At 36.6% G+C, this 16,613-nt stretch carries 16 protein-coding genes; 14 read left to right on the forward strand and 2 right to left on the reverse strand.

Going from position 1 to position 16,613, the window contains the following annotated elements:
• Positions 1–17: 17 nt before the first annotated feature.
• The 8 genes from X927_RS00210 to X927_RS00245 all read left to right on the forward strand — a co-directional run bounded on the left by X927_RS00210 (position 18) and on the right by X927_RS00245 (position 8,870).
• A complete protein-coding gene (locus X927_RS00210; protein WP_103076114.1) occupies positions 18–989 on the forward strand; it encodes an aspartate-semialdehyde dehydrogenase in 972 nt (323 codons plus the stop codon).
• Position 990: 1 nt separating this feature from the next.
• Entirely contained in the window at positions 991–2,232 is a 1,242-nt protein-coding gene (lysA, locus tag X927_RS00215) for a diaminopimelate decarboxylase (RefSeq protein ID WP_103076115.1), read from the forward strand.
• Positions 2,233–2,798: 566 nt separating this feature from the next.
• Positions 2,799–3,677 (forward strand): 4-hydroxy-tetrahydrodipicolinate synthase, encoded by an 879-nt coding sequence (gene dapA, locus X927_RS00220; protein WP_103076116.1) that lies wholly within the window; start codon positions 2,799–2,801, stop codon positions 3,675–3,677.
• Positions 3,674–4,312, forward strand: a complete 639-nt coding sequence (locus tag X927_RS00225; RefSeq protein ID WP_103076117.1) for a 4-hydroxy-tetrahydrodipicolinate reductase — start codon at positions 3,674–3,676, stop codon at positions 4,310–4,312. Before dapA ends, X927_RS00225 begins: the two co-directional genes overlap by 4 nt.
• 380 nt (positions 4,313–4,692) lie before the next feature.
• A complete protein-coding gene (gene dapD, locus X927_RS00230) occupies positions 4,693–5,394 on the forward strand; it encodes a 2,3,4,5-tetrahydropyridine-2,6-dicarboxylate N-acetyltransferase (RefSeq protein ID WP_103076118.1) in 702 nt (233 codons plus the stop codon).
• A gap of 34 nt (positions 5,395–5,428) precedes the next feature.
• Positions 5,429–6,628 carry an aspartate kinase gene (locus X927_RS00235; protein ID WP_103076119.1) on the forward strand — a complete coding sequence of 400 codons (1,200 nt, stop codon included), beginning with the start codon at positions 5,429–5,431 and terminating at the stop codon, positions 6,626–6,628.
• Positions 6,625–7,764 carry an aspartate aminotransferase family protein gene (locus X927_RS00240; RefSeq protein ID WP_103076120.1) on the forward strand — a complete coding sequence of 380 codons (1,140 nt, stop codon included), beginning with the start codon at positions 6,625–6,627 and terminating at the stop codon, positions 7,762–7,764. The genes X927_RS00235 and X927_RS00240 overlap by 4 nt, the downstream gene beginning before the upstream one ends.
• On the forward strand, positions 7,761–8,870 hold the full coding sequence (locus X927_RS00245) for an amidohydrolase (RefSeq protein WP_103076121.1): 1,110 nt from the start codon (positions 7,761–7,763) through the stop codon (positions 8,868–8,870). Before X927_RS00240 ends, X927_RS00245 begins: the two co-directional genes overlap by 4 nt.
• Here X927_RS00245 and ispD read toward each other — a convergent pair.
• Complete coding sequence (gene ispD / locus X927_RS00250) at positions 8,867–9,550, reverse strand: 2-C-methyl-D-erythritol 4-phosphate cytidylyltransferase (RefSeq protein WP_103076122.1); 684 nt, start codon at positions 9,548–9,550, stop codon at positions 8,867–8,869. The two genes, X927_RS00245 and ispD, sit on opposite strands and share 4 nt — an antisense overlap.
• 519 nt (positions 9,551–10,069) lie before the next feature.
• Between ispD and X927_RS00260 the strand changes: the two genes are divergently transcribed.
• Positions 10,070–11,020 carry an ROK family protein gene (locus X927_RS00260; protein ID WP_103076124.1) on the forward strand — a complete coding sequence of 317 codons (951 nt, stop codon included), beginning with the start codon at positions 10,070–10,072 and terminating at the stop codon, positions 11,018–11,020.
• A 142-nt stretch (positions 11,021–11,162) separates the two neighbouring features.
• Here the strand turns inward: X927_RS00260 and X927_RS00265 are convergent, their stop codons facing one another.
• Positions 11,163–11,999 carry a DegV family protein gene (locus tag X927_RS00265; protein ID WP_103076125.1) on the reverse strand — a complete coding sequence of 279 codons (837 nt, stop codon included), beginning with the start codon at positions 11,997–11,999 and terminating at the stop codon, positions 11,163–11,165.
• 424 nt (positions 12,000–12,423) lie between these two features.
• Between X927_RS00265 and X927_RS10445 the strand changes: the two genes are divergently transcribed.
• The 5 genes from X927_RS10445 to trpD all read left to right on the forward strand — a co-directional run bounded on the left by X927_RS10445 (position 12,424) and on the right by trpD (position 16,380).
• Complete coding sequence (locus X927_RS10445) at positions 12,424–12,585, forward strand: Rpn family recombination-promoting nuclease/putative transposase (RefSeq protein WP_146026555.1); 162 nt, start codon at positions 12,424–12,426, stop codon at positions 12,583–12,585.
• 65 nt (positions 12,586–12,650) lie between these two features.
• Positions 12,651–12,893 (forward strand): hypothetical protein, encoded by a 243-nt coding sequence (locus X927_RS00270; RefSeq protein ID WP_103076126.1) that lies wholly within the window; start codon positions 12,651–12,653, stop codon positions 12,891–12,893.
• A 389-nt stretch (positions 12,894–13,282) separates the two neighbouring features.
• Entirely contained in the window at positions 13,283–14,761 is a 1,479-nt protein-coding gene (locus X927_RS00275; RefSeq protein ID WP_103076127.1) for an anthranilate synthase component I family protein, read from the forward strand.
• 1 nt (position 14,762) lies between these two features.
• Entirely contained in the window at positions 14,763–15,353 is a 591-nt protein-coding gene (locus X927_RS00280; RefSeq protein WP_211287782.1) for an anthranilate synthase component II, read from the forward strand.
• Complete coding sequence (gene trpD, locus X927_RS00285; protein WP_103076129.1) at positions 15,346–16,380, forward strand: anthranilate phosphoribosyltransferase; 1,035 nt, start codon at positions 15,346–15,348, stop codon at positions 16,378–16,380. Before X927_RS00280 ends, trpD begins: the two co-directional genes overlap by 8 nt.
• Positions 16,381–16,613 lie beyond the last annotated feature (233 nt).

The following is a 16,613-nucleotide window of genomic DNA, read 5'->3' on the forward strand; positions in this document are numbered from 1 at the left end:
TTTTGGAGGTGCTTTTTTTGAAAGTTGGAGTTGTAGGAGCTACCGGTGAGGTAGGAAGAACATTTTTAAAGTTATTTGAAGAATACAAACTAATAAACGAAATTTCCGAATTGCGTTTGTTTGCATCGGAAAGGTCTCAAGGGCAAGAGATCGAGGTCGGTTCTAAAAGATATACCGTGGAAAAGCTGCAAGAAGAGAATATGAAAGAGAAGTTTGATTACCTTTTTTTCTCGGCAGGCGCCTCGGTGTCAAAAAGATTCGCTCCCATAGCACAAAAATCCGGAAATGTTGTAATAGACAATTCTTCACAATTTAGGATGGACGAAACGATTCCACTTGTTGTTCCAGAAATTAATGCAGAGTTGTTGAAAAATTATAAAGGAATAATTGCAAACCCTAACTGTTCAACCATTCAAATGGTTTTGGCCCTTAACGGCATCCATCGTGAGCTAGGTTTAAAAGAGATAGTTGTCTCTACATATCAGGCAGTATCTGGCGCTGGAAACAAGGGCATAACTGAACTTTTAAACCAAGAAAAAGGGATAAACGAAGTGAATCATTTTCCAAGGATCATAAAGAACAACGTTATACCATTGATAGGCGAAAAAAAGGAGAACGGCTTTACTTTTGAAGAAGAAAAGATGATAAACGAACCTAGAAAAATTTTTTCTGATGAAGAAATTAAAATATTTCCGACAACAGTTAGAGTGCCTGTACTCTACGGACATTCTGAATCGATTTTCTTCAGAACAAAGCTGGATTCTTCTGTTGATGAGATTATAAAATTGGTTGAATCAACTCCAAACGTCGAGTACAACGAGGAAAAAATCACCCCCGTAGAAATTGCGGGAAGTGATATTACATTTGTCTCTAGAATAAGAAAGATCGAAGAAAAAACCTTTTTGATATGGGTTATAGCGGATAATATAAGAGTTGGTGCTGCTACCAATGCAATTAGAATACTTCAAAAACACAGGGAATTGAACTGAGGTGCAGGGATTGAAAAAAGAACTTCCCTTTTCAGAGAAAGAGTTAAATACTTTATTAAAGAGAGTACAAACACCTTTTTATCTCTACGATGAAGAAGGTATAAGAAATAGAATAAGAACATTAAAAGATGCTTTTTCTTGGGTTGATTTCAAAGAGTTTTTTGCTGTGAAGGCAACCCCCAATCCCAACATATTAAAGATCACAAAAGAAGAAGGTTGTGGAGTAGATTGTAGCTCAATGGCAGAACTGGTGGCAGCAGAAAAAAGCGGGTTCGTGAATAGTGATATTCTCTTTACATCCAACGATACCCCATTGCAAGAGTATGAAAAGGCTTTATCTTTAAACGCCATTTTGAATCTTGACGATGTAAGTCACATTGATTTATTGAAAGAAAAGCATGCGTTACCTGACATGATGTCCATCAGATACAATCCAGGCGGGAATTTTGGGAACGAGATAATAGGGAATTTAAAGGAATCAAAATTTGGAGTACCAAAAAGGGATCTTATAAATGGTTTCGCGAGACTTAAAGATTATGGGGTTAAAAGATTCGGACTGCATGCGATGTTGATCTCAAACGAATTGAACCCTCAAAATATCATAAAAGTCGCCCAATTTCTTTTTGAAACCGCTGTGGAAGTGAATAAAAAATTAAGGATAGATTTTGAATTCATTAATCTCGGTGGCGGTTTTGGTATACCTTATAAACCTGAAGAAAAGGAACTTGATATATACTACATATCACGTCAAATAAAAAAAATGTATGAGGATATTTTACTGGAAAATGGACTAAAACCTCCAAAAATATATATGGAGCATGGAAGATACATCACGGGTCCTAATGGTTACCTCATTACAAAAGTCTTGCATATAAAAAATTCTTACAAAAAATATGCGGGAATTGACGCTAACTCTGCAAATTTACTGAGACCCGCTATGTACAAGGCTTATCATCATATAACGGTATTAAATAAAAATTCTGATGAAAAAACAGAGTTGTACGATGTAGTGGGATCGTTATGCGAAAATAACGACAAACTCGCAACAGATCGATTATTACCAAAATTGGAACGAGGAGACGTCTTAGTTTTTCATGATGTTGGCGCACATGGATACTCCATGGGATATAATTATAATGGAAAATTAAGATCTGCTGAGTATTTGTTCACCAAAGATAGAGAATTCAAAATGATAAGAAGAGCCGAAACGTTGGATGATTACTTTGCTACTTTAAATTTCTAAGTAAGATAGGCTGCATTTCCTTATGGGGGGGAGTAGATTTTAAGAACCTCAGGTCCCTTCCATAATGGTAGACAAGCCTGGTTAAGGGGGCCGCAGGTCCCTTCCTTAAAAACGAGCGGGCCGCGGGGTGAAAGGGCGCTAACAAAGTATAAGCCCAGCTTACAAAAATAGTTTTAAAAAGGTCACAGGGCGGAGCCCTCTCCCACCAGGGTCTAAGGGACCGCAGGTCCCTTCCTTAAAACGGGTGGGAAGCGGGGAGAAGGGGCGCTAACAAAGACTAAGCACAGCTTACAAAAAAATGTTTTAAAAGGGTCACAGGGCGAAGCCCTCCCCCACCAGGGTCTAAGGGACACAGATCCCTTCCTTAAAACGGGTGGGAAGCGGGGTGAAAGGGCGCTATCAAAATCTAAGCGCAACTTACAAAAAAATGTTTTAAAAGGGTCACAGGGCGGAGCCCTCCCCCACCAGGGTCTAAGGGACCGCAGGTCCCTTCCATAAAACGGGTGGGGAGCGGGGTGAAAGGGCGCTATAAACAGAGATATAAAACTTTAAAGGAGGAATCCCAAATGTTTACTGGTGTTGGAACAGCTATTATCACACCTTTCGACAAGGAAACAAACGTCGATTATAATTCATTAAAAACTTTTGTTAAATATCAGCTTGATAATGGTGTTGACAGTTTAATAGTTTTAGGAACTACTGGAGAAGCACCTGCTATTGAAGAGGAAGAAAGAGAAAAAATAGTCAATACCGTAGTAGAAATTGTCAATAAAAAGGTTCCCGTTATTGTGGGAACGGGGACAAACAACGTGAATCACGTTTTGAAAAACAATAAATTGGCTGAAAGTGCTGGTGCAGATGGTTTATTAATCGTCACCCCTTACTACAATAAGAGCACGCAAAAAGGATTGATAGAGTATTTTAAGTACATCTCTGAAAGAACAACTTTACCAATAATAATGTACAACGTTCCTTCGAGAACTGGCATGAATATAAATCCAGAAACAGCCGTTTCTATCCACGAAAACTGTAAAAACGTTATTGGAGTAAAAGAAGCAAGTAGTAATATATCTCAAATTGTAGAATTATTTTCAATAAAGCCAGATTCTCTAAAGGTATTTTCCGGAAACGATGATCAAGTGCTTCCTATAATGAGCTTAGGAGGAGATGGACTTATCTCGGTTACGTCTAATGTTGCCCCAAAACCTTTCGTTGAATTGACTCATAGCATTCTTAACAACGATTTAGAAAAGGCAAGAAAATTAAACAATCAATTTATGAAACTCAACAAACTTTTATTCAAAGAGGTCAACCCCATTCCTGTCAAATACGCCGTTTCTTTGTTAGGTTTATGCGAAAATGTCGTGAGATTACCGTTGGTGAAAGCAAGTCAAGAAACAGAGAAACTTCTAAAAGAAGAGATGGAAAGGTTGAATTTACTATGAAGATAGGCATAGTCGGATACAAAGGACGAATGGGAAAAGAAATAAAAGACCTCTTTGAGGAAAAGAATCATGAATTTGTCTGGGGATACGATAAAGATGGTGAGTATTTTCAAGAAACCCCCCAAATTATTATCGATTTTTCACTTCCCGAAGTTTTTGAAAAAACTGAAGATTACGTGAAAAAATTTAACGTTCCATTGATCATTGGAACAACAGGGCTTCAAGATGAACAGATTGAAGCTTTAAAGGCTTTAGCTAAAGATGTACCTGTAGTTCAAAGCTACAACTTTTCGATCGGCATACAATTGTTTCTAAAGATGGTGGACTTTTTGAAAGATAAAATCGACGGGTGGGATATTGAGATAGTTGAAACACATCATAGATTTAAAAAAGATAAGCCTTCTGGAACAGCCAAGATGATAAAAGAAAGCTTGGATAAAGATGTACCTATAAGCTCATTAAGATTGGGAAATGTAGCAGGGGATCATGTATTGTACATGGCGAACTTGGGCGAAGTTCTCAGTATTTCTCATAGGGCTTTATCAAGAAGAGCTTTCGCGGAAGGGGTCCTTAAGTCCGCAGAGTTTGTAACCAATAAAAAGAATGGGTATTTTACCTTTACAGATGTAATTTAAGCGGATCAGGTCACAGGGCGGAGCCCTCCCCCACTAGGGTCTAAGGGACCGCAGGTCCCTTCCATAAAACGGGTGGGGAGCGGGGTGAAAGGGCGCTAACAAAGTCTAAGCATAGCTTACAAAAAATAGTTTTAAAAGGGTCACAGGGCGGAGCCCTTCCCCCGCAGGGTCTAAGGGACCGTAGGTCCCTTCCATAAAACGGGTGGGGAGCGGGGTGGAAGGGTGCTAACAAAGTCTAAGCATAGCTTACAAAAAATTGTTTTAAAAGGGTCACAGGGCGGAGCCCTCCCCCACTAGGGTCTAAGGGACCGCAGGTCCCTTCCTTAAAATGGGTGGGGAACGGGGTGAAAGGGCGCTAAAACAGTTAATAGGAGGTCATCATGAACACCGAAGAAATAATAAATTTAATAGCAAACTCAAAGAAAAAGAATCCTTTAAAGATCTATATTAAAGGTAACCTCAAAGAAATAGATTTTTCCAATGTAGAATTTTACGGTAACAACGAATTCGGAATCTTGTTTTGCGAAGAAGAAGATTTCAAAACAATTTATGAGAATAATAAAGATTCTATAATTAATTACAGAATAGAAAGAGATAGAAAGAATTCAGCTATACCTTTGGCAGATTTATCTAAATACAACGCGAGAATAGAACCAGGTGCTATAATAAGGGATCTTGTGGAGATAGGCGACGGTTGTGTTATTATGATGGGTGCCGTCATCAATATAGGAGCTTGTATTAAAGAAAACACCATGATAGATATGAATGTTGTTATAGGAGGAAGGGCTCAAATAGGTAAAAATTGCCATATTGGTGCAGGAGCAGTTATAGCAGGAGTAATAGAACCACCGAGTGCTCAACCAGTGGTGATTGAGGATAATGTTCTCATTGGAGCTAACGCAGTGGTATTAGAAGGGGTCAAAGTAGGTCAGGGATCAATAATCGGTGCAGGTTCTGTTGTAATTTCTGATGTCGAACCTTACTCTGTGATAGCCGGAGTCCCTGCGAAATTCATTAAGAAGGTTGACGATAAAACAAAAGCCAAAACGCAACTTGTAGAAGGACTTAGAAATTTGAAATAATTTATTTATATAAATTTACCGGGGTGGATTACTTATGAAATTGATAGTTCAAAAGTATGGAGGAAGTTCTCTTGCAGATTCTGAAAGGTTGAACAATGTTGCCAAGAGAATATGTAACAAAGTAGAAGAAGGGTTTAAAGTATTAGTTGTGGTTTCTGCAAGAGGAGAGACCACAAATAGATTGATATCATTAGCTAAAGAAACAGTTAAAAATCCTGAGCCACGAGAATTGGATATGCTTTTAGCTACAGGAGAACAGATCAGTGCTTCGCTGTTATCGATGATGTTGAACGATAGAGGTATCAAATCAAAATCCATGAATGCCTTTCAATTAAGATTATTAACTACTTCTGACTACAATGAGGCTCAGATCAAAGCAATAAACAAAGATACAATCCACAAAAACCTTACAAACAACGATGTTTTAGTTATTACAGGATTTCAAGGTGTTACAGAAGAAGGAGATTTAACAACCTTGGGAAGAGGGGGTTCTGATACTTCCGCGGTGGCTCTAGCCGCTTCTCTAAACGTTAAATGTGAAATTTACAGTAATTTTGCCGGTATTTATACCGTTGATCCAAAGATTTATCCCCAAGCAAAAAAATTAAAGTACGTTACTTACGATGAAATGCTAGAAATGGCGGCTTTAGGAGCGAAAGTATTGCACCCAAGGTCGGTAGAAATCGCTAAAAAGTTTAATGTGGAGTTATACTGTGCATCGTCTTTTTCAGATGAGGAGGGAAGTTACGTGGTCGATAATTACAACGAATATATAGAAGAACCTGTTGTAACCGGTTTAAGTGTGGATGAAAATCAAATTCAAGTCACTATTTTTAATCTTCCAACGGGCCATTTTTTTATTAATAAAATTTTTGAAATCGCCGCCAACAAAAACTTAAACATTGATATGATATCCGTTATAAAAAATAATGAAAAAGTTGATATCTCTTTCAGCATCGTAGACAGTGTAATCGATAATTTTAGAGAACTTTTAAATGAATCCATTAAAAATTATCAAGAGAATTTTATCGATTTTAAAAATGATTTAGTTAAAATCTCAGTAGTTGGAATAGGTATGAAAAAGGCAAGAGGGGTGGCTTCCCGGTTTTTTAAGGCTATTGAAGATATCCCTATTTTTTTGGTGACTACTTCGGAAATAAAAATTTCATGTTTGATTCCAAAAGAGTATAAACAAAAAGCTGTTGAAAGTTTAGCAAAGGAGTTTGATTTATGAGCCTACTAAAAGTCTACAATCCGTTTCCAATAAAAATTGATAGAGCGGAAGGTTGTTACATTTACGATAAAACTGGGAAGGCGTTTATGGACACATTTGCTGGAATAGGAGTAATGAGTTTTGGACATTCTCACCCATCTTTGTTACAAGCTTTGAAGGAAAAGATGGATAGATATATGCACACCTCTAATTTTTTTCTCGATGAAGATGCCATTTTCGTATCAGAAAAACTAGTTAATTTCACGGGGAAGAATGGTACAGTTTACTTCAGTAATTCTGGAGCAGAGGCAACAGAGGCTGCTTTAAAAGCTATTAAAAAAAGAGCAACAGATAGAAGGAATAAGATCGTTTTTTTCGAGAATGGTTTTCACGGTAGAACTTTAGGTGCACTTTCTATAAACGGTTTTAAAGATCTAAGAAAACCCTTTGAACCCTTGCTTCCCAACACTATAGAACTGAAGTATAACGATGTTGAGGATTTAAGTAGATACTTCGATCTATTTGGAGAAGAAACGTTGGCTGTTTTTGTAGAACCGATTCTGGGATCAGGCGGAATAGTATCAATCAAACCAGAATTTGCATCTCTGATAGAGGACTTAAAAAAGAAATATAATTTTATTTTAGTCTGCGATGAGGTTCAAGCCGGGCTTGGGCGAACGGGAAAAATTTTTTCATATCAGCATTTTGGGCTGTCTCCTAATATTATAACCATTGGGAAATCCATAGGCGGTGGCATACCTTTGGGGGGGGCGATATTTCTTGAAAATCTATCTCAGGCTTTTGAAAAAGGAGAACACGGCTCAACTTTTGCTCCAAATCCTGTAGCCCTTGCGGGAGCTAGGTTCGTTGTGGAAAACATTCCTTCTCTTCTGAAAGATGTTGAAGAAAAAGGAAATTACATAATGCAATATTTAAGAGAGAAAAATTTTGAAAAAGTAAAAGAAGTTCGAGGCAAAGGTTTGATGATTGGCATAGAGTTAAAAGAAGAGGACCCTCAAATGAGGGAAAAAGGTCTACAAGAGGGCCTTTTGTTGAATGTACTCCATAATAGTGTGATTCGTCTACTGCCTCCTTTAAATATTGAATATAACGATATCGAAAAGATGTTGACAAAATTAGAGAAGGTTTTAAAATGATCCTTTCACCGTACGAATTGAGACATAAAATACATGAGAATCCAGAATTATCTCTTGAAGAGTATCAAACTACAGAATTATTGGAAAGAACCATAAAAGAAGCCGCTTCCTTTTACAATGTTGATATTAACGTATATAGACCTCTAAAAACAGGGCTTATTGTTGAGTATAATGGCGACAGTGGCGATGAGTACCTTCTTTTTAGGGCAGATATCGATGCTTTAAATATAAAAGAAAAGACCGACGTTGATTTCAAATCAAAAAAAGAATACATGCACGCATGTGGTCATGACGTTCATACTGCTATTTTGTATGGTTTTTTTATCAACGTAATAAAAAATAAAGTAAAAAAAAATATAATATTTTTATTTCAACCTGCAGAAGAATCAAAGGGTGGAGCCCAAAAGGTCATCGAAAGTGGAATATTGGATAAATTCAATATAAAAGCGGCTTTCGCCCTACACGTCAACGATGACTTCCCCCTGGGGACCATCGCTTCAACGCGTGGTACGCTTTTTGCTTCAGCCCTTGAGTTCTTTGTGGATTTTGAAGGTGTTTCTTCACATCTTGCCTTTCCCCATCAATCTAAAAATGCATTAAACGCCCTTCGCATATTTTTAGATGTGCTTGATAAACTTCCAAAAAATCCCATGGAACCTTTTGTAATCGGCGTTGGTAAAGTAAGTGCAGGTAGCGCGATCAACATTCTACCAGGGAACTCCCATGTTGAAGGAAGTATCAGAGGTGTTAATTCCGAAAATAGCCTAAAATATTTCGAAGATATGAAAAATATACTGTCAGGGATAAAGACCATGACAGGGGTTGATTATTCGTTAAGCAAAGGGTCTTTCTATTCGGAAGTCGTTAACGATTCTTTGCTATACGACAAATTTATTCCTAAACTCTCAAAAACCTTTAATTTTATTGACTGTGGCTTAAAAATGACGGGTGAGGATTTTGGCTTTATATCAAGAAAATATCCCGCACTAATGTGTTGGTTAGGGAGTTCCAAAGGCGAACACCACGGTCTTCATAACCCTGAATTTTTGCCTCCCGATGAGGTAATAGATGTTGGGATAAAGGTTTTTGAAACATTTTTAGATTAAGGATTCAATTCAAAAAAACATCTGGCTAGTTCAAAATCCTTTTTTTTCGTTAGTTTGATGTTATTTTTATGATCTTCCACAATCGATGTTTCATAACCAGCATGAATAAATATAGATGCGTCATCTGTGAAAGAAGATAAGATCTTTTCCACATTTTGATAAGCTTTAAGTAATTTGGCAAAATCGAAAGTTTGAGGGGTATGATGCAGATAAATCTGGGATCTTTCTAAAGTTTTTAAAATCCGACCGTTATTGACTTGAGAAACCGTGTTTTCTGCCATTTCTGCCAAAACAGCCCCTCCTATGTCTTTTGCTTCGTAGATGCTTTCATCTATTTTTTTAATATCAACGAAAGGTCTTACGGCATCGTGAATGCAAACTAAATCAGGCTTATTATCTTTTTTACTCAAATACAACAGGGCGTTATAAACGCTTTCTTGTCTGCTGCTACCGCCAATTACCACATTCTCAAATTTTGAGAAGATTTTAACTTCTTTTTCTGTTAAATCCACGTAGTTTCTATGAGATACCACGAGAAACTTATCTATTAATTTTGACTGCTGGAATTTTTCAGCTGATATTCTCAATATTGTTTTGTTATTTAATTTTACAAATTGTTTTGGAATTTCAAACCCCGCTCTTTTCCCTTCTCCAGCTGCTACTATAATCGCATAAACCATTTTCTTCACCCTTTATTATTTTTTGTATTTTAAAAAATAGATTTAGTAGAACTTCATCTTTTTTTTAAATAATTAATTTAACTTTTGATATAATAGATTGATAAACTTATTATAATATATTTTTGGCAGAATTGTGCGCACGGTGGGGTCACAGGGCGGAGCCCTCCCCCACCAGAGTCTAAGGGACCGCAGCTCCCTTCCTAAAAAGGGTACGCTGCTGGCTGATGGAGTGCTAATAAAGACCCTTTTCCTCACGGGTGGGGAACGTAGCAAAGGGGAGCTAATAAAGGCCCTTCTCCTCACGGGTGGGGAGCGGGGTGAAAGGGCGCTAACAAAGTATAAGCGCAGCTTACAAAAAAATGTTTTAAAAGGGGTCACAGGGCGGAGCCCTCCCCCACCAGAGTCTAAGGGGACCGCAGGTCCCTTCCTAAAAAGGGTACGCTGCTGGGCGAAGGGGAGCAAATATCATAGAAACAAATATTACAGAAGACAGCAAATACACTTCAAGGAGTGATGGCAATGTTAGTAGTAGGGATCGATTTGGGAGGCACTGAGATAAAAGCTGGGTTAGTCGATGAAAAAAAGGGAATAATTAAAAAGATTTCTAGGCCTACAGAAGTTGAAAAGGGAAATGCCCAGGTAATAGCTAATATAACAAAAACAGTGAAAGATTTAACGGAAAACACTGAATTTTCAGCAATTGGAATAGGTTCACCAGGTTCTATAGATAGAAAAAATGGAATTGTGAGATTTTCACCAAACTTTCCAAACTGGCGAAATTTTGAATTAGTTCGCTTGATAAAAGAAAATATAAATGTTGACGTCTTTTTAGAAAACGATGCCAATGCCTTCGCACTTGGAGAATGGTATTTCGGGAAAGCAAAGGGGTTGCACGATTTCATTGCTTTAACCATAGGAACAGGCATAGGTTCAGGTGTAGTTTGTAACAACATATTTTTAACAGGTAAAGATGGTCTTGCCCCAGAATTGGGTCATGTTGTGGTTGTACCAAATGGTCCACAATGCGGATGTGGTAATAGAGGATGTGTTGAAGCTACTTCTTCTGCAAAATATATAGCATTAGAAGCCAAGAATTTGATAGATAGGTACCCAGACAGCCTCGTTTTAAAATTAGCCGGGAAAAAGGAAAAGATTGAATCAAAGCACGTTTTTCAAGCTTATGAAAAAAATGATCCTCTTGCCAGTGTAGTGTGTAATTTTGCCATTGATGCACTTGCACGGGCTATTGGAGGTTATGTTCATGCCTTTAATCCTGAAAAAATTATAATCGGCGGAGGATTAAGCAGAGCAGGTGATGCTCTTTTTGTCCCATTAAGAGAAATGACGAAAAAATATGTTATGAGCAGTTTCGCCGATACTTACACCATAGAACAATCATCTTTAGTGGAAGATGCAGGCATTTTAGGAGCAGCATCTGCAGCCTTTTATGCCGAAGAAAAACCCTTATAGTTCATAATCAAGAATCTCTTATCTAGAACCGAAAGAAAGTTTCGCACGCATTGGTTCTTGCTGTATAAAACAAAGATAAATGCAAAAAACTATATATAATCCCCGTCTGTAGTAACGGGGATTTTCCAATATTTAATGCACTTTAAAAAGCAAGTATAACTCCACCTTCATTGGCATAAACGGTACTTATCCCTGCAGTTTCCACAATAATTATGTCTCTAAAATTATATCTATTAGCTGCCTCTTTTTTAATATACTCGGCTCTCTCGAGAGCATTACAATGAGCAATTCCTAAAACTTTATCTTTCAAATTATTCCCCACTTCTCCTATTTTATCAACTAGCTTTTTAATCGCATTTTTGCTTCCTCGTGCTTTATCCAATAAAGTTATAGTACCTTCTTTAGTACCTGCCAGAATAGGTTTTATATTCAAAAAAGAGGCAAACTGACCTTTCAATTTTCCCATACGTCCTGCTTTGATAAGGTTATCTAGCGAATCAAGCACAAATAAGGTCTGCATCTCTTCTATATATTTTTCTGCTTTTTTTATTATTTCTTCCCTACCGAGTTTTGCTTCAATTAATTCACCAATTTTGTAAGCAATCATTGTTTCACCGACAGAAGCGCTAAAAGAATTGAATACTTTCACGAATTTGTCTTTAGCTTCTTCCAATAAAATATTCTTAGCGAGAACCGCATTCTGATAACTCGAACTTAGCTCCTTAGATAAGGTAACTACAAAGGTATTTTCATATTTCTCGTATAAATTTAGAAATGGCTTAGGACCTGGACTGGCGGTTTTAGGAACTTCGGTAGAGTTTCTCATCGCCTCCAGTAGTTTTTCACGGTCTAGATTCTCATCATCTATAAAATGCTGATCACCAACATCAATAAATAATGGAACTGTCGATATATCAAATCTTTCTTTAATTTCTTTTGTTAAATCACAACAACTGTCAACTACTATTTTAAACTTCACTATTTTATTCCCTCCATTGAGCTTAATTATATTTAATCAGCTTTATTGTATATTATACCAATATATCATAAAAAATCGACTTTTTAATGAAATTTTTATTTATAAAAATATTCCAAAATCGATTAATCATAGAACATGCCCGAAGGGATAAAACTTCGGTTGTGAAGCATAAGTGCCAATTGTGTGGTGAGCTGCGAGGCAAAGGGGCACTAACAAAGATCCTTTTCCTTATGGGTGGGCAGTGGGGGAAGGACACTAACAAAGATCCTTTTCCTTATGTGTGAAAAACAGGGTTAAAGGGACCGCAGGTCCCTCTTCCACACGGGTGGGCAGCGGAGGAAGGGCGCTATAAAACTCATTATACAAGAGATATATGATAAGATAGCTCACCTTCAAAAAGATATGATATAATTAAAAAGACTCCATATTCAAAGAATTATTTGAAGACAGAACCGTATTCTATGACTTCCTAAAAGCCTTTCTACCAAAAGAAATCACAAAACAAATAAAAGAGACAGATTTAAAACGTGAACAAACTGAACTAATAGGCAAAGACTTCTCCATAAAAAGATCAGACATACTATAAATAGGCATCGCCAATGGATCTAACAAACCGGTTACCAAGAGCTAAAAGAAATGGAGGTGCCAAAAATGTTTGACACATTAGAAGAGATAGTAAAAAGAGACAGAGAAAAAGCTAAATTAGAAGGTAAAGTTGAAGGGAAACTTGAAGGAGAAAGAGAATTAATCATAGAAATTCTAAACCAAAGGTTTGAAGAAGATTTTGATAAAAGATTAGAAGAAAAGATTAGAAAAGCAAATGAAGAAACCATAAATCAAATAAAGAAAAATATTCTAAGTATTACATTAGAAGAACTAAAAAAGTTATTGTAAGAATGCTAGGAGGCAAATCCTTTGTCAAGTATCTCATCAACCATTTTTATTATACAGCCACTCCTCACTTGACAAGGTTAGAAAAATATGTTATACTAAAATTAATCTGATATTAATGGGGTAATAGCATGTTTGATCAAGAAAATCTTTTTTTAAAAACACCCAAGTTAAAAAACAATACAATAAATATAATTAATTGGTGGTGGCATCTCGGATAGGGATGCCAGTGTAAATCTGCCTAGAAAGTAATCAAAGGGCATCCCTTGAGGGATGCCCTTTTTTAATTTAGGAGGTCTTTTTCCTATTAAAAAAGGGATAAAAGGACCTCCTTTTATTTTTTTAAAAAGCACAAACTTAGCAAAAAATTTAAAGCCGAGAAGGAGGGGAATATGTTTACAAAAAAGTCTGTAATAAATCAATCAATTTTACCAATTGTAGAAAAAATAAGCCTAGAAAATCCTGATCCGACGGTAATTTATAAAAAAATTGCTTTAAATAATCCATATTCGTTTATATTAGAAAATCTTTCGATCAACGAAAAAAAGTATTCCTTAATAGGAATCACTCCATTAAAAGTCGTGAAATTAAATTATATCGCCAAGAAAAAGACGAAACTTATTTTTTTTGAAAAAGGTAAAACTTTTTTTGATGAAAGTACAGATTACATATCTTTTTTAAAGGAACAGTTAGAAAGTATTCAGTATGAAAGTATTCTAAATATCCCAGATTTATTTGCAAGTTTTGTCGGATACTTCGGTTATGAAATTATTTCCATTTGGGAAGATATATACCATAATGAAATGGATAAAGATCTCAAACATGGAGATTTACCACTATCTATCTTAGTGTTTCCAAGAATCTCGTTGATATTAGATCAAAGTGAAAAAGTGGGGTATTTGGTAAATGTTGTTGATAGTGGATCAGAGGAAGATATAGAAAGTCGAATTTCTTTGGCTAAACATGAAAATCATCAGATATTAAAAGATTTAGAAAAAACTTCTACTCAAAAGGAAGGAGAAAAAAACAACGATCAAGTCAAATTGAAGATCAAACACCACACAAGTAAAGAAGAATTCGTCGAAAAAGTAGAAAAAACAAAAAATTATATAAACGCTGGTGAGGCTTTTCAAATCGTCTTATCTCAAAGGTTTTCTTGCAAAATAACGCAACATCCTTTTGAAATATATGAAAATCTAAGAAAGATAAACCCTTCACCTTACATGTTTTATCTTAATTTTCCAGAAGCAACCATTATTGGCTCTTCTCCAGAAATGCTCGTAAAAGTTGAAGGGCAAAGAGTAATCACCAGGCCCCTTGCTGGTACAAGAAAGAGAGGGGAAACTCCCCAAGCAGATGAAGCCATAGAAAAAGAACTCTTAAGTGATGAGAAAGAAAGAGCAGAACACATAATGCTGGTCGATCTTGCAAGGAACGATTTAGGCAGGGTATGTAAAGAAGGAAGTGTTAAGGTTACAAAATTTTTTGGAATTGAAAAATATTCACATGTGATGCACATCTATTCGCAAGTTGAAGGTTTAAAAAAGGATTATTTAAACTCACTTGATGTATTGAAATCTTTGTTCCCAGCGGGGACTGTATCAGGAGCACCAAAGATTAGGGCAATTGAAATAATTGATGAATTGGAAGACGAACCAAGAGAAATCTATGCCGGCGTTGTTGGATACATTGATACAAAGGGAAATTTAGATACAAGTATCGCAATCAGGACGATGGTGTGCAAAGAAAATGAAGTAAGGATACAAGCTGGTGCTGGTATAGTGTCTTATTCCATCGCTGAAAATGAGTATTATGAAACAGTCAACAAGGCAATGGCAATGTTCAAATCTTTAGAAAAGGGGGATTGTTGAGATGATTCTTTTGATAGACAATTACGACTCATTCACCTACAACATCTATCAAACAGCGTGTGAGTTCGATGATGTTTTGGTCTATAGAAACGACAAAGTATCTGTAAAAGATATTGAAATGCTCAAGCCTTCTCACATAATAATTTCTCCGGGTCCAGGTGTTCCCAAAGATGCTGGGATTTCCATTGAAATGATTAAACACTTCAAAGGAATAATTCCAATTCTTGGAATCTGTTTAGGCCATCAGTGTATTGCCGAGGCTTTCAATGGAAAGGTTGTCAGAGCAAAAGAGATATTCCATGGAAAGACTTCTAAGATATATATCAAAGAAAAAAAGGATATATTTCAAGGTATAGATAGCCCCTTTGAAGCTACCAGATACCATTCACTTATCGTGTCAAACGAGATGTTCCCGAAAGAATTAAAAATAACCGCCTCTACACAAGACGGAGAGATCATGGCCTTAAGGCACATTAGTTACCAAATATATGGGGTACAATTCCATCCAGAATCTATCTTAACAACAGTGGGACCGAGATTAATAGAGAATTTTATAAATATTAAAGTTGAAAGGGGTGTCAGCTATGTTTAATTACTATCTTCAAAAAGTTGTAAAAGGTGAAAATTTGAGTTTGGACGAGATGGAACAGGCTATGGAGATGATTATGGAAGGTAAAGTAACTCACAGTCAACTTTCTGGTTTTTTAGTTGCTCTGCATATGAAAGGAGAAACGGTGGAAGAAATCACAGCAAGTGCAAAAGTTATGAAAGAAAAAGCAACACCAATAAGTATTGAAAGCGACGAACTTATGGATACATGTGGAACAGGTGGAGATGCTAAGGGGACCTTCAACATTTCTACCGCTGTAGCCTTTATCTTGGCAGCAGCTGGAGTGGCTGTTGCAAAACACGGTAACAGATCTGTATCAAGTAAAAGTGGGAGTGCTGATGTTTTAGAATCTCTTGGAGTCAATATATCATTACCCCCTTCTTCAGTTGAAAGATGTTTGAAAGAGATAAATATAGCCTTTCTTTTTGCTCAAGATTTTCATAAAGCTACTAAACATGCTGCTGTACCAAGAAAAGAATTAGGAATAAGAACCATTTTTAACGTATTAGGACCTTTAACGAATCCTGCAAATGTAAAATATCAATTAATGGGTATATACGATCCAAACTTAGTTTACCCCATAGCAGAGGTTTTGAATAACTTGGGAGTTAAAAGAGCGATGGTTGTTCATGGTTCGGAAGGCATAGATGAATTTTCTCTGTCAGGAAAGAATAAAGTGGCGTTTTTAAATGAAGGTAAGATAGAAAAGTTAGAAATATCCCCGGAAGATTTAGGGCTGAAAAAATGCAGTATACAAGATATCCAAGGCGGAAGCGCAGAAGAAAATAGAAGAATAATATTAAACATATTTAACGGTGAAATGGGTCCCAAAAGGGATGTGGTCGTTTTGAATTCGGCAGCCGGGTTATATGTGGCAAACAAAGTCAACAGTTTAGAAGAAGGCATTATTTATGCACAAGAGATAATTGATAGTGGAAAAGCAATGAAAAAATTGGAAGAGATGGTAGAGTTTACTAACTTTCTATCTTTACAAGCAAAAACTTCCTAAATTTCCCTAGAATAAAAGGGCAGTGAAATAAACAAAGGGGCACAAACATATATTAAACAGTAGTTCACAAAAAATCTTTTTTTTAAAGGGTCACAGGGCGGAGCCCTCCACCTCCACTGAGCTAGGGACCGCAGGTCCCTTCCATAATGGTAGACAAGTTGGGTTAAGGGACCAGCAGGTCCCTTCCTTAAAGGGCGGGCTGCGGGGCGAAGGGGCGCTAAAATAGTGAAAAA

Origin of the sequence: Petrotoga mexicana DSM 14811, assembly GCF_002895565.1 — a bacterium.
In the GTDB taxonomy this organism is placed as follows: Bacteria; Thermotogota; Thermotogae; order Petrotogales; family Petrotogaceae; genus Petrotoga; species Petrotoga mexicana.

Excerpts from the sequence above, each read along its gene's own strand:
- X927_RS00260 (WP_103076124.1), top strand. The coding sequence starts at position 10,070 with ATGTTAGTAGTAGGGATCGATTTGGGAGGCACTGAGATAAAAGCTGGG.
- X927_RS00275 (WP_103076127.1), top strand. The coding sequence starts at position 13,283 with ATGTTTACAAAAAAGTCTGTAATAAATCAATCAATTTTACCAATTGTA.
- ispD (WP_103076122.1), bottom strand. The coding sequence starts at position 9,550 with ATGGTTTATGCGATTATAGTAGCAGCTGGAGAAGGGAAAAGAGCGGGG.
- X927_RS00245 (WP_103076121.1), top strand. The coding sequence starts at position 7,761 with ATGATCCTTTCACCGTACGAATTGAGACATAAAATACATGAGAATCCA.
- X927_RS00235 (WP_103076119.1), top strand. The coding sequence starts at position 5,429 with ATGAAATTGATAGTTCAAAAGTATGGAGGAAGTTCTCTTGCAGATTCT.
- X927_RS00225 (WP_103076117.1), top strand. The coding sequence starts at position 3,674 with ATGAAGATAGGCATAGTCGGATACAAAGGACGAATGGGAAAAGAAATA.
- X927_RS00270 (WP_103076126.1), top strand. The coding sequence starts at position 12,651 with ATGTTTGACACATTAGAAGAGATAGTAAAAAGAGACAGAGAAAAAGCT.
- dapA (WP_103076116.1), top strand. The coding sequence starts at position 2,799 with ATGTTTACTGGTGTTGGAACAGCTATTATCACACCTTTCGACAAGGAA.
- X927_RS00280 (WP_211287782.1), top strand. The coding sequence starts at position 14,763 with ATGATTCTTTTGATAGACAATTACGACTCATTCACCTACAACATCTAT.
- X927_RS00240 (WP_103076120.1), top strand. The coding sequence starts at position 6,625 with ATGAGCCTACTAAAAGTCTACAATCCGTTTCCAATAAAAATTGATAGA.
- dapD (WP_103076118.1), top strand. The coding sequence starts at position 4,693 with ATGAACACCGAAGAAATAATAAATTTAATAGCAAACTCAAAGAAAAAG.
- trpD (WP_103076129.1), top strand. The coding sequence starts at position 15,346 with ATGTTTAATTACTATCTTCAAAAAGTTGTAAAAGGTGAAAATTTGAGT.